Origin of the sequence: Streptomyces albiaxialis (assembly GCF_039530985.1) — a bacterium.
Classification (GTDB): domain Bacteria; phylum Actinomycetota; class Actinomycetes; order Streptomycetales; family Streptomycetaceae; genus Streptomyces; species Streptomyces albiaxialis.
This window is the reverse complement of the sequence record NZ_BAAAPE010000002.1, coordinates 185,494-197,133: the sequence shown is the minus strand read 5'-3', so window position 1 is coordinate 197,133 and position 11,640 is coordinate 185,494. Positions and strand designations below refer to the sequence as shown.

Here is an 11,640-nt window from a genome sequence, read left to right as displayed (position 1 = left end):
TGAGAGGTCACCCCATGAGCAACCCAGAGAAGACCGAGAGACCCGCCCCCGGAAGGACGGCGGTCGCCACGCTCGCCGGTACCACCCTGGAGTGGTACGACTTCTTCCTCTACGGCACCGCCGCCGCGCTCATCTTCGACAAGCAGTTCTTCCCCTCCCTGAGTCCGGCCGCCGGAACCCTCGCCGCGTTCAGCACGCTGGCCGTCGGCTTCGTCGCCCGGCCCCTCGGCGGGCTCGTCTTCGGACACTTCGGCGACCGCATCGGACGCAAGGCCACCCTCGTGGTCTCGCTCCTCCTCATGGGCATCGGCTCGACCCTCATCGGCCTCATCCCGAACTACGACTCCATCGGCTTCTGGGCCCCCGTCCTCCTCGTCGCCCTGCGCGTCGTCCAGGGCATCGGCCTCGGCGGCGAGGGCGCGGGCGCCACGCTGATGTCCATGGAGCACGCGCCCGAGGGCAAACGGAACCTCTACGCCGGCTTCCCGCAGATGGGCACGCCCGCCGGACTCGTCCTCGCCAACCTCGTCTTCCTGGGCACCAACAAGCTCGTCGGCGACAGCGCGTTCACCGCGTGGGGCTGGCGCATCCCCTTCGTGCTGAGCTTCGTGCTCGTCGCCGTCGGCCTGGTCATCCGGCTCCGCGTCACCGAGTCCCCCTCGTTCCACAAGGTCCTGGAGAAGGACGAGGTGGTCCGCTTCCCGCTCGCCGAGTCCCTCAAGGTCGGCTTCCCCCGCCTCTCCCTGACGCTGCTCGCCGTCGTCGCGAACTCCGCCGTCGCCTACGTCTTCATGGTGTTCACGCTCTCGTACGGCTCCAAGGACCTCGACTACGACAAGCAGTTCCTGATCCTCAGCGTCACCGGCGCCGCCGTCCTCTGGTTCGCCACCATCCCCGTGTGGACGCGCGTCGCCGACCGGCACGGGCGGCGCACGATGTTCATCGGCGGTTCCCTGGCGATCCTCGCCTGGTGTGCCGCGTTCTTCCCGCTGCTCGACACCGGCAGCACCGGGCTCGCCGTCCTCGCGCTCGCCGGGATGGGGCTCATCATCCCCGTCACCCACTGCGTGCAGGGCAGCATCATCGCCGACACCTTCCCCGCCCACGTGCGCTACTCGGGTTCCTCGCTGATCCTGCAAGCGGGGGCGATCCTCGGCGGCGGGCTCGCGCCCATGATCTCCACCGCGCTGCTGAACTCCGGCGGCTCCTCGGCGGGGGTCACCTGGTATCTGGTGGCGATCTGCGCCGTCAGCCTCGTCGGCGCCGTGGCGCTCTTCCGCCTCGTCCCCGACGGCGCACCGGCCGGTGCACCGGGCGCCACGGACGCGGCGGCACCGCTGCCCGAGATCGGAGGTGAGGCATGGACGGCCCCGCGCTGATCCGTACGGGCCCGATCCGCTACGCGACGGCGGAACGCTTCGCGCGGCCCCGCCCGGTCGCACCGGACGACCCCCGCCCGTCGAGCGGCCAGATCTGCCCGCAGCCGCCCTCCCGGCTGGACGCGGTCATGGGTCCGCCCCGCGACCGCCCGCCGCAGGGCGAGGACTGCCTCAACCTGACCGTCACCACCCCGGCGCGCGACGCGGGCGCCCGGCCCGTCCTCGTCTGGTTCCACGGCGGCGGCTTCAGCAGCGGCGGCGGCGTCCTCGACTGGTACGACGGCGGGCCGCTCGCCGCCCAGGGCGACGTGGTCGTCGTCGCCGTCAACTACCGCCTCGGCGCGCTCGGCTATCTCTTCCTCGACGGCGTCAGCGAGGGCAACCTCGGCCTCTACGACCAGCTCGAAGCCCTCCGCTGGGTCCGCGACCACATCGCCGCGTACGGCGGCGACCCCGGCAACGTCACCGTCTTCGGCCAGTCCGCCGGTGCCCTGTCGGCGCGCATGCTCATGGAGATGCCCGAGGCCCGCGGCCTCTTCCGGCGCGCGATCCTGCAGAGCGCGCCCCTGTCGATCGCGGCGCGCTCCCGCGCGGAGGCGCAGGCGCTGGGCCGGATCTTCGCCGACGTCCTCGGCACCGACCCGCGCACCGCGCCCACCGGTGATCTCCTCGCCGCGCAGCGCGAGACCGCCGCCGCGCACGGCCGCCGCTCCGGCAGCACCCTGGAGCCCCCGTTCACGCCCGTCGCGGGCGCCGACCCCGTACGCGTCCCGGGCCTCACCTTCGACGTCAACGTCCGCGGCCTGGACGTCATGTACGGGTGGAACGCCGACGACATGACCGCGTTCCCCGGTGAGCGCGGCGAGCCCGACGAGCTGACCCGGCGGACGTACGAGGCGCCGCTGTGCCGCCTCGGGGACCGGCTGGCGCGCGCGGGCGCCCGCGTCCACGCGTACCGCCTCGACTGGCGTCCGGCGGGCTCCCCGTTCGGCGCCACCCACTGCGTCGAACTGCCCCTGCTCCTCGGCGGGCGCGAGGCGTGGCGGGGCGCCCCGATGCTCGGCGACGTCCCCTGGGAGGAGGTCGAGGCGCTCGGCACGGCCGTGCGCGCCGCCTGGATCTCCTTCGCGCGTACGGGCGTTCCGGGGCCGATGCCGGCCGAGCTGAGCTGCGTCGGCCGGGGCGGCGGCGCCGGAGGAACCGCAGAAGCGGTCAGCCCGGGGCGAGGGCGCGGTACGACGCGCTCGTGACCAGCAGTTCGTCGTGCGAGCCCGCGTGCGTCACCCGCCCGGCGTCCAGCACCACGATCAGGTCGGCCTCCCGCACCGTGGAGATCCGGTGGGCGATCACCAGCAGCGCGCAGCGCCGCGCCGTCTCCCTGATCACGGCCCGCAGCGCGGCCTCGTTCTCCGCGTCGAGATGCGCCGTCGGCTCGTCGAGCAGGAGGAGTTCGGGGCGCGCGAGGAGCGCGCGGGCGATCGCGACGCGCTGGCGCTCGCCGCCGGAGAGCGCCGCGCCCTGCTCCCCGGTGTGGGTCTCCAGCCCGCGCGGCAGCCGGGAGACCACCTCGCCGAGCTGTGCCAGCTCGACCGCGCGGCGCAGCTCCCGCTCGTCCGCCTCGGGCGCCGCGTACAGCAGGTTCTCCCGCAAGGTGCCGTGCAGCACGGGGGAGTGCTGCTCCACGAAGCCGATACGGGCACGGTGCGCGTCCCGCGCCAGGCCGCGCACGTCCTGACCGCCGAAGAGCACGGCGCCGCTGTCCGGGTCGTAGAAGCGCTCGGCGAGGGCGAACACGGTGGACTTCCCCGCGCCCGACCGCCCCACCAGCGCCACCTGCCCGCGCCTCGGCACCGCGAACGAGACGCCGCGCAGCACCGGCTCGTCCGCGCGGTACCCGAAGTGCACGTTCCGGAACTCCAGCAGCGGGGCCGCGCCGTTCACCGACGCCCGGGAGGAGGCACCCGGGGCCGCGCCGTCCCCCTTCCCCTTCTCCTCTCCCTCGCCCGGCAGGTCCAGCACCTCCCTGATGCGCCGCAGCGCGCCCGCGCCCTGCTGCATGCTGCTGAACGCCTGGAAGACGACACCGATCGGTTCCACCAGGTAGAGCATGTAGAGCAGGAACGCGGCCAGGTCCGCCACCGAGCCGCCGGACGCGGCACGCGCCCCGCCGATCAGCAGGACCGCGAGGAACGAGCCGTGGACGGAGAGTTCGACCGCCGGGGCCACCACCGCGTCCAGCTTCCCGACCCGCACCCCCGAGGTGTACGCCGCCCGCGCCTGCCCTCCGATACGAGCCGTCTCCCGGCCCTCGGCCCGGCTCGCCCGTACCGTGCGCAGCGCCACCAGCGCGCGCTCCAGGTCCGCCGTCATGGCGCCGGTGGCGCTCTGGGCCCGGAGCGAGGCGCCCTCGATCCGGCGCAGCACCGTCGCCAGCAGACTCCCGCCGAGCACGACCATGACGAGCACGGCGAGGAAGAGCACCCAGTCCAGCCACAGCATCAGCGCGGCCACCCCGAGCACCCCCAGGCTCCCGGTCACGGCCCCCGTGAACCCCTCAGCGACGAGCAGCCGCAGCGCCGTCGTGTCCGTTCCCGTGCGGGAGATCAGGTCGCCTGTGCGGTGCCGGTCCAGGGTGCGCAGCGGCAGCCGCAGCAGCCGGTCGACGAGCGCGAGCCGTACGCCCAGCACCACGCTCTCCCCGGTGCGCACCATCACGTAGCGGCCCGCCGCCTGGACCGCGGCCTGCGCGAGGAAGAGCGCCACCAGCACCAGGACAGCGCCGCCGAACGGCGAGCCGTCCCCGGCCGCCTGGATGACGTCCTTCACGACCAGCGGCTGCGCCAGCGCGAGCACCAGGGCGAGCAGCGTGAGCCCGATCGCGGCGCTGACGCCGCGCCGGTGCCCGCGCAGGGTGCGCAGCACCTCGCGCGGGCCGTTCCACCCGTCCGTACCGCTCACGGCACCGTGAAGAACGGACGGAAGTAGTCGGGCGGCACGTCCTCGCCCACCGGTACGCCCTCGGCCTCGACCCAGGCGTGCGCCCCGAACGGCGGCAGCCGCCGGGCCCCCACGCACCACACCGGCCACTGGCCGCGCACCCGGCACAGCAGAGCCGTGGCCAGGGACCGGGGCAGACAGCCCTCGGGCCCCGTGCTGGCGAGGCTCACGGCCGTCACCGCGTCCCGCGCCGCCGCGGCGTCCCGGTACGAGGCGGGCCGTGCCCCGCGCCGTACGCGCTCCAGCACGGCGCGGATCCGGCGGGGCGGCAGATGGGCGAGCGCCCGCGCCGCGCCCACCGCGAGGCGCACCAGCAGGCGGCGCGGGAGGGGCACCGAGCGCGGACTGTGCCCGAGGGCCTGCGGAAGGCTCATCCCGGCCGCCCCCCGCCCTCGCTCTCGACGAGGCCCGACGAGCCGAGCTGCTCGACCAGGGCCAGGACGTCGGCGCGGGCGCTCTCGGAGTCCACCGCGTACTCGCCGGTGAGCCGCCGCACGGCCAGCTCCTGCGTGCCGCCGTCCTCCAGCAGGGTGCGCAGGACGAGCGCGCCGGTGCCGTTGAGGTTCCAGTACATGCCGCTGTTCTCGTCCAGCAGGGCGATCCCGGTGTCCGTGTCCGCGCGGGACACGCCGTCGCGCAGTCTCAGCATGGGGGCCTCACTTCGGAGTGTTCGGAGCGTTCGGGGTGTTCAGGGTCGAGGTCGTCGGGGACGTGGCGGCGGCGAGAGGCGCGGCCGTGCCCCGGCGGGTCCCGGGCGAGGCCGCCGCCTCGCGCGCCCGGAGCCACACCTCGCACGCCACCGCCTGGTACAGGGCGCCGTGCAGATCGCCGTCGGCGTAGCCATGGCCGTCCTGGAGCGGGCGCGCGCACAGCGCGCGCAGCGTGGCGGCGTCGACCAGGCCGAGCCGGGCCAGCCGGGAGTCCTCCCACAGCGACAGGAGCGCTGCCCGGTTCTCCCGGAGCGCCGAGTCCAGGTCGCAGGTGCCGGTCGACTTGGTCTGCCGGTCCAGGCTCACCTTCGGGACGACGCCCCGCATCCCCTCCAGCAGCAGCGGCTTGTACCGCCAGGGCGTGCGCTTCTCCTCCGCGCGCACCGCGAGCGCGGCCTCCAGCACGAGATCGTCGTGGAACGGCGCCGCCAGCGCCGTCCCGGCGCGCAGCGCGAGCTGCCCCATCGGACGGAGCGGGCGCGCCGCGTACCGGATGCCCTCCAGGTCGTCGTGGATCCCCCGGTGCGCGGCGAGGAGCCGGGCGCCGGGCGCGGCGTCACGGATGCGCGCGCGGACCGCGTCGACGGCGGGGCCGGTGGCCCAGGGCGGCATCCGGGGCACGGTCCCCCAGTCCAGCGAGGGCGTGTCCGGGGGCGGCGGGGGAGCGGTGAGCAGGTCGGCGGCGGCGCGCAACCATACGGGGTACGGGCGGGCGTCGCCGAGCTGGCGCAGCACCCGGCCCCGGGGCCAGCGGTAGGCGGCGGCGAAGCCGCGCAGCAGCGGCAGGGCCACCGTGGGCCTGCGGCGCAGCAGCAGCCGCAGATGGCTGGTGCCGGCCGTGAGGATCTCGTCGCCGCCGAAGCCCCCGAGGTGCAGTGCCGAGCCGGACGCGGCGCCCCGGCGGGCCAGTTCGGACCAGCGCGCGTGATCGGCGATCACCCCGCAGGGCTCGTCGAACGGGTCGTCCAGCTCCGGCAGTCCCTGGTAGATCGCCGGCATCTCGTCGGCGGGCACGGTGCGGTGCTCGATGCCGGGTACGGCCGCCGCCGTACGGCGGGCCCACGTCACGTCGTCGTCGAGCGGATCGGGGCTGGCGGCGGTGAACGCCAGCACCCTGACGCCGGTGCCGGGCGCCCCCGTGCCGTTCGCCGCGAGGCAGCACAGGGCGGTCGAGTCCAGCCCGCTGAGGTCCCCGCTGACCAGGTCACGGCCCCGCGTCCGGGCCTCCACCCCGGCGGCCAGGGCCTCGCGCAGGGCCCGCGCGCCCTCGGCCAGCGGCACCCGGGGCGCGGGGGGCGTCCAGCGCCGCTCCTGCCGGGACGTACCGTCCGGCCCGAGGACCACGCGGTGGTCGGGCGGCACCGCGGCGACGCCGGACCAGAGCGGACGGTCGGTCAGGGGGTGCAGCGCTGGCGGGTCGAGGAGGTGGAACGCGAGCTGCGTCCCGTCGAGTTCGGGCCCGCAGTCGGCGAGGCAGGCCAGCACGTCGGCCCGGTCGGCGGCGACGGTGACACCGCCGAGCCGCGCGGTGAAGACCCTCCGGAGCCCGCTGAGCGCGCCCTGCGCGCGGACCTCCCCGGCGGCGGAGACCAGCAGATGGAAGCTGCCCGGCGCCCGCTCCACGCGGCGCGCCGCCTCGGCGGCCGTGCCGGAGGCGGCTGTACGTTCGAGTTCCCCGTCGGTCACCGCGTGCTGTCCCGCCACCGCGATCCGGGTGTCCCGGGCCGCGCCCAGGGCCAGTGTCTCCGCGTCGCCGGGGGAGGTGCTCCAGCGGCCCAGGAGCCAGGTCCGTCCCGAGGGGTGCTGCACCGTGTGCGTCGAGTGATCCCGCAGCCGCGCCTCCACGGGGGTGGCCGCGGCGCAGTCGGGGAGTGCCACCCACCAGCACGGGACGCTGCCGAGCCAGCGCGGGCCTTCCCGTCCGTCCCCTTCGCCGACGCGGTGGCGGGCGCTGTCGCCCGCCACCGGCCGGTCTTCCTGCTGTCCGGTCAACTCATTCCCCGTTCCGGTCGGGGGTCAGCGGAGCAAGCTGTGCTGACCGAGGAAGTCGGGGGGCCCGGTCCGCTTGATGAGCTTTCCGGTGACCTTGCGGAAGGTCCCGACCGCCATCAGCGTCGGACGCTCGTACGTGCGCATATCGATACACCTCCTCTCTCCTCACCGCGGTACGCGGTGGAAGGGGTCCGTGCGTGCGGGCGTTTCCCGTCGCGAAACCCGCGGGAGATCCGACAGTCCAGAGATGGGCCCGTCCGATACGGGTCTGCATCACCCGTGAGGTCGTTCACCTTCGCAGGAGCACAATCTCACGGCTCACTGGAGCAACTTCAGGTTAAGCCCGCCGCCCGAGGCGCCGCATCTCAGCCGCGTCTCAGCCGCGTCGGCGGCCGCCGAGCAGTTCCGTGAAGCGGTCCAGGTCGATGTTGCCGCCGCTGATGACGACGCCCACGCGGGCGCCGCGCAGCTCACCCGACGCCGCGTGCGCGCGTGCGGCGGCGAAGCCGAGGCAGCCCGTCGGCTCGACGACGGTCTTCATCCGCGAGGCGAACAGCCGCATGCACGCGACGAGTTCGTCGTCGCTCGCGGTGAGGATGTCCGTGACGCGGTCGCGGATGATGCCGAACGGGTGCTCGCCCACGTGCTGGGTCTGGGCCCCGTCGGCGATGGTGCGCGGCGTGTCGATGTGCACGATCCGCCCCTCGCGCAGCGAGCGCCGCGCGTCGTCGCCCGCCTCGGGCTCGACCCCGTACACCGCGCAGTCCGGCGACAGCGCGCCCGCCGACAGCAGCGAGCCCGACAGCAGGCCGCCGCCGCCCAGCGGCACGTAGAGCGCGTCGAGCGGGCCTACGTCCTCGAACAGCTCCTTCGCGGCCGTGCCCTGACCCGCCATCACGTCCGGGTGGTCGTACGGCGGGATCAGCGTGAGCCCCCGCTCGGCCGCGAGTGCCTGCCCGATCTCCTCGCGGTCCTGCGCGTAACGGTCGTACGTGACGACCTCCGCGCCGTACCCCTTCGTCGCCGCGACCTTCGAGGCGGGGGCGTCCAGCGGCATCACGATCGTCGCGGGGATGCCGAGGATGCGGGCGGAGAGCGCGACGGCCTGGGCGTGATTGCCGGAGGAGTAGGCGACGACGCCCGCGCGGCGCTGCTCCGCGTCGAAGCGCGAGAGCGCGTGGAACGCCCCGCGGAACTTGAACGCGCCCATCCGCTGCGTGTTCTCGGCCTTGAAGAAGAACGAGGCGCCCAGCTCCTCGTCGGTCATCCGCGAGGTGAGGACGGGGGTGCGGTGCGCATGCGGCGCGATCCGCTCGTGGGCCCGTACGACGTCGTCGAACGTGGGGAGGGCGTCCTGGCCCCGACTCCGGTCACTTCGCATCCGCGTACACCGTCGCTCTCGACACTCCGAGGTGGTCCGCGATGGTCTCGGCCGACCTGCGCACCTCCATGAAACCCTGCGTCTTCAACTGCCGTACCAGCGTGCGCCGCTGCTCGGTGCGCAGCGCGCGCGGCGTGGTCGCGTGCCGCGCCGCGAACGCGTCGATCCGGGCGCGGATGCCCTCCGCGTTCGCCGGGTCCAGCGACTCGCCGGGCGCTTCGGCGCCGTCGTGGCGGCCGAACTGCTCCAGGACCTTGCCGATGCCGTCGAAGACGGTCATGTCGACATTGAGGCAGAGGGCCGCCGCGTACCGCCCGTCCTCGTCCTTGATGCCGACCGAGGTGCTCTTGGCGCGGCGGCCGTCCGCGAACCGGTTCGGATAGTTCGCCACGACCTGCGGATAGGCGTCGTCCGCGAGACGCGCCAGGCCCAGTTCGGTGGCGGGGTCGCCGACGGAGCGGCCCGACAGATTGTTCTCGATCGCGACGATGGCGTGCTCCGGGTCGCGCAGATCGTGCACCACGACCTCGCAGAACGGCGCGAAGGTCGCCGCGAGCCCCTGGGCCACCTGCTGGAGCTGGTCCATCAGATGCTGCTGGTTCGACATGCAGACATTTTATAAAGCCCTGGACGAACTGTCCAAGTCTCAGTCCCGGGCGTGCCGCGCGACCGTCCACGCGAAGCCGCGCTCCGCGTCGAACGCGTCCTGCCCGCCCCTGAACAGCAGCCCCGCTGAGGCGAACGCCGGGTCGTCCGCCGTGTGCGGCAGATACGGGACGGCGACGCAGCGCATCCCGGCCCGGCGCGCCGCCTCGGCGCCGGGCGGCGCGTCCTCGACCACCACGCAGTCGGCGGGCGCGGCGCCCAGCCTGCGCGCGGCCTCCAGGAACACGTCCGGTTCCGGCTTGCCGTGCGGCACCTCCTCGGCGGAGACGAGGGTCGTCAGCAGCGCGTCCAGGCCCGTCGTCGCGAGCACGGCGGCGATGGCGGCGCGGGAGGAGCCCGAGGCGACCGCCAGCGGGTGCCCGGCGGCGTGCAGCAGCTCGACGTACTTGCGCATCTCGGGGAAGACCTCGGTGTGCGCGGCGGCCAGCTCCAGATAGAGCCGGTTCTTCTCCGCGAGCAACTGCTCGACCGGGGCTTCGATGCCGTGCTCGGCGCGGAGCGTCTCCAGCGTCTCGCGGGTGCCGATCCCGATGAACCGGCCGTGCTCCTCCCAGGTGAAGCCGGGCACGCCGTGCGCGGCGAGCAGTCGCCGCCCCGCCTCGTAGTAGTTGGGCTCGCTGTCCACGAGGGTGCCGTCCAGGTCGAAGATCACGGGGGTGCTCATGCGCCCCAGGATGCCAACAGGGCACCGAAGGGGGCGCGCGGGTCCGATCGCCGGACGTCCGGGCGACCAGGTAGCCTGGGAGAGCGAAGGCGCTGCGGAGACCCCGCGGCGCTTCTTTCATGCCACGACACCTGAGGGGCGGGAAGGTTTGCGGGAAGGATTGCTGAAGAGGGCGTTCATCGCACCGGATCCGGGGCGCGTCAGGGCTCGCGTCTCGGCACGCGCGGTGCTCGGCATCGGGCTGGCCGTCGCGGCCGCCGGGGCCTGCGGGCTTCCGCTGGAAGCCATGATCACCGGCGGGCTCGTGGCGCTGCTCGCGCTCTTCAACGTCGCCGATCCGACGCGGCGCGGCCAGGCGGTCACCACGGCGCTGTACCCGTTCGTCGGCTTCCCCGTCCTCGCGCTCGCCGCGCTGCTGCACGGCGCGCCGCCCGCCCGCGACGCCGCGTTCCTCGCCGTCGTCTTCTTCGGCGTCCACGCCCGCCGCTGGGGCCCGCGCGGCAACGCGCTCGGCATCTTCGCCTTCATGATGTTCTTCGCCGCGCAGTTCCTGCACACGGGCCCGCGCGAGCTGCCGCTCACGCTCGCCGCCGGAATGCTCGCGCTGGCCGTGGCCGCGCTCACGCGCTTCGTCCTGTGGCCGATCGAGCGCCGTACGCCCCCGCCCGCACAGCCCGCGCCGCTCGGCGGGCGCGGCCTGGGCAGGCCCAGCACCCGGCAGGCGTTCCAGGCGCTCACCGCCTGTGCGCTCGCGCTCGTCGCGGGACAGGCGCTCTCGCTCGACCGCTGGTACTGGGCGGTGGGCGCCGCCTGGTGGATCTTCGTGGCCACGGCCTCGCGCGGCGAGACCCTGGTGCGCGGCTTCCGCCGCGTCCTCGGCACCGTCACCGGGCTGGGCGCCGGGTTCCTGATCGCCGTGCCGGCCGACGGCGCCGTGCTGCCGACCGCGCTGGTCGTCGCCGTCTGCGTCTTCGGGACCTTCTACACCGCGCCCCTGTCGTACTCCTGGATGATGTTCTGGGTCACGCTCATGGTCGGCATGCTCTACGGGCTGCTCGGCGTGCTGCACCCGGGGCTGCTCGCGCTGCGGCTGGAGGAGACCGCCGTCGGCGCGCTGGCCTCCGCCGTCGCCGTCGCGCTCGTCCTCCCCATCACCACGCACGCGGCCACCGACGCGTGGATCCGGCGGGCCGTGGGTTCCGTGCACGCCGCCGCGCGCGACGCCGCGCGGCGGCTGGCCGGCGACGAGGCGGCCGACCCCTCGCCGCACATCGCCGAGCTGGAACTGCTCCTCGGGCGCGTACGGATGGCCGTCGCGCCGCTGGTCCACCCGCTGAGCCCGCTGCGTGCCCGCAAGGCGCGCGCCCGGCAGGCGCTCGCGCTGCTCGACGACTGCGCGCGCCAGGCGCGCGGCCTGGCCGAGGTCGCCGCCGACCCCGACGCCTCGCACGACGCCCGGCTCACCGCCGCCTGCGAGCGCGTCGAGGCCGCGGTCCACGGGCTCGTACGGGGCCGCGCCGACGGCCGCACCGAGGGCCGGGCGGCCCGGGCGGCCCGGGCGCGTACGGCGTCCGCGCCCGGGGCGGAGAACCGTGCGGGCGCCCCTGTCCCGGCCGGGGCCGAGCCGCACCACCCGGCGGCCGAGCGCGCGCTGGCCCACCTGCACGGCCTCGAAGCGGCGCTGGAGGAGCTGGCGCTCCCGCTGCACAGCTCGCCGCGCGCGCCGCTGAGCACCGCGGCCTGAGGGGCTTCGCGGCGCGCGGCCTGAGGCTTCGCGCCGCTTCGTTGAACTTGGAAGGAAACTTTCCTAACCATTCACGTCCCCGTCTATTGACGCGGTCATGGCGAGTC

The 11,640-nt window shown here is 74.7% G+C and carries 11 protein-coding genes; 3 read left to right on the top strand and 8 right to left on the bottom strand.

Annotated features, from left to right (window positions below):
- The first annotated feature begins 14 nt into the window (after positions 1–14).
- Positions 15–1,379 (top strand): MFS transporter, encoded by a 1,365-nt coding sequence (locus tag ABD343_RS05895; protein WP_344524773.1) that lies wholly within the window; start codon positions 15–17, stop codon positions 1,377–1,379.
- Positions 1,361–2,629, top strand: coding sequence for a carboxylesterase family protein (locus ABD343_RS05890; RefSeq protein WP_344524771.1), 1,269 nt, complete (start codon positions 1,361–1,363; stop codon positions 2,627–2,629). Before ABD343_RS05895 ends, ABD343_RS05890 begins: the two co-directional genes overlap by 19 nt.
- Here ABD343_RS05890 and ABD343_RS05885 read toward each other — a convergent pair.
- The 8 genes from ABD343_RS05885 to ABD343_RS05850 form a co-directional block, all read right to left on the bottom strand.
- On the bottom strand, positions 2,592–4,337 hold the full coding sequence (locus ABD343_RS05885) for an ABC transporter ATP-binding protein (protein WP_344524769.1): 1,746 nt from the start codon (positions 4,335–4,337) through the stop codon (positions 2,592–2,594). The two genes, ABD343_RS05890 and ABD343_RS05885, sit on opposite strands and share 38 nt — an antisense overlap.
- A complete protein-coding gene (locus ABD343_RS05880; RefSeq protein ID WP_344524767.1) occupies positions 4,334–4,750 on the bottom strand; it encodes a lasso peptide biosynthesis B2 protein in 417 nt (138 codons plus the stop codon). The genes ABD343_RS05885 and ABD343_RS05880 overlap by 4 nt, the downstream gene beginning before the upstream one ends.
- On the bottom strand, positions 4,747–5,025 hold the full coding sequence (locus tag ABD343_RS05875; RefSeq protein ID WP_344524766.1) for a lasso peptide biosynthesis PqqD family chaperone: 279 nt from the start codon (positions 5,023–5,025) through the stop codon (positions 4,747–4,749). The genes ABD343_RS05880 and ABD343_RS05875 overlap by 4 nt, the downstream gene beginning before the upstream one ends.
- A 7-nt stretch (positions 5,026–5,032) precedes the next feature.
- Positions 5,033–7,078, bottom strand: coding sequence for an asparagine synthase-related protein (locus ABD343_RS05870; RefSeq protein ID WP_344524764.1), 2,046 nt, complete (start codon positions 7,076–7,078; stop codon positions 5,033–5,035).
- A gap of 24 nt (positions 7,079–7,102) precedes the next feature.
- Positions 7,103–7,222, bottom strand: coding sequence for a keywimysin-related RiPP (locus tag ABD343_RS05865; RefSeq protein ID WP_344524762.1), 120 nt, complete (start codon positions 7,220–7,222; stop codon positions 7,103–7,105).
- Positions 7,223–7,454: 232 nt separating this feature from the next.
- Positions 7,455–8,459: a threo-3-hydroxy-L-aspartate ammonia-lyase gene (locus ABD343_RS05860; RefSeq protein WP_344524760.1), complete on the bottom strand. Its 1,005-nt coding sequence runs from the start codon at positions 8,457–8,459 to the stop codon at positions 7,455–7,457.
- The gene (locus tag ABD343_RS05855) at positions 8,449–9,045 is read right to left on the bottom strand and encodes a helix-turn-helix transcriptional regulator (RefSeq protein ID WP_425578117.1); all 597 of its coding nucleotides are present in this window, start codon (positions 9,043–9,045) and stop codon (positions 8,449–8,451) included. Before ABD343_RS05855 ends, ABD343_RS05860 begins: the two co-directional genes overlap by 11 nt.
- Before the next feature lie 60 nt (positions 9,046–9,105).
- The gene (locus ABD343_RS05850) at positions 9,106–9,789 is read right to left on the bottom strand and encodes an HAD family hydrolase (protein WP_344524756.1); all 684 of its coding nucleotides are present in this window, start codon (positions 9,787–9,789) and stop codon (positions 9,106–9,108) included.
- A 160-nt stretch (positions 9,790–9,949) separates the two neighbouring features.
- Between ABD343_RS05850 and ABD343_RS05845 the strand changes: the two genes are divergently transcribed.
- On the top strand, positions 9,950–11,533 hold the full coding sequence (locus ABD343_RS05845; RefSeq protein ID WP_344524754.1) for an FUSC family protein: 1,584 nt from the start codon (positions 9,950–9,952) through the stop codon (positions 11,531–11,533).
- Positions 11,534–11,640 lie beyond the last annotated feature (107 nt).

Bases quoted from the DNA above. Each gene is read 5' to 3' on its own strand.
- ABD343_RS05875 (WP_344524766.1), bottom strand. From the start codon at position 5,025: ATGCTGAGACTGCGCGACGGCGTGTCCCGCGCGGACACGGACACCGGG.
- ABD343_RS05860 (WP_344524760.1), bottom strand. From the start codon at position 8,459: ATGCGAAGTGACCGGAGTCGGGGCCAGGACGCCCTCCCCACGTTCGAC.
- ABD343_RS05850 (WP_344524756.1), bottom strand. From the start codon at position 9,789: ATGAGCACCCCCGTGATCTTCGACCTGGACGGCACCCTCGTGGACAGC.
- ABD343_RS05880 (WP_344524767.1), bottom strand. From the start codon at position 4,750: ATGAGCCTTCCGCAGGCCCTCGGGCACAGTCCGCGCTCGGTGCCCCTC.
- ABD343_RS05865 (WP_344524762.1), bottom strand. From the start codon at position 7,222: ATGCGCACGTACGAGCGTCCGACGCTGATGGCGGTCGGGACCTTCCGC.
- ABD343_RS05890 (WP_344524771.1), top strand. From the start codon at position 1,361: ATGGACGGCCCCGCGCTGATCCGTACGGGCCCGATCCGCTACGCGACG.
- ABD343_RS05855 (WP_425578117.1), bottom strand. From the start codon at position 9,045: ATGGACCAGCTCCAGCAGGTGGCCCAGGGGCTCGCGGCGACCTTCGCG.
- ABD343_RS05895 (WP_344524773.1), top strand. From the start codon at position 15: ATGAGCAACCCAGAGAAGACCGAGAGACCCGCCCCCGGAAGGACGGCG.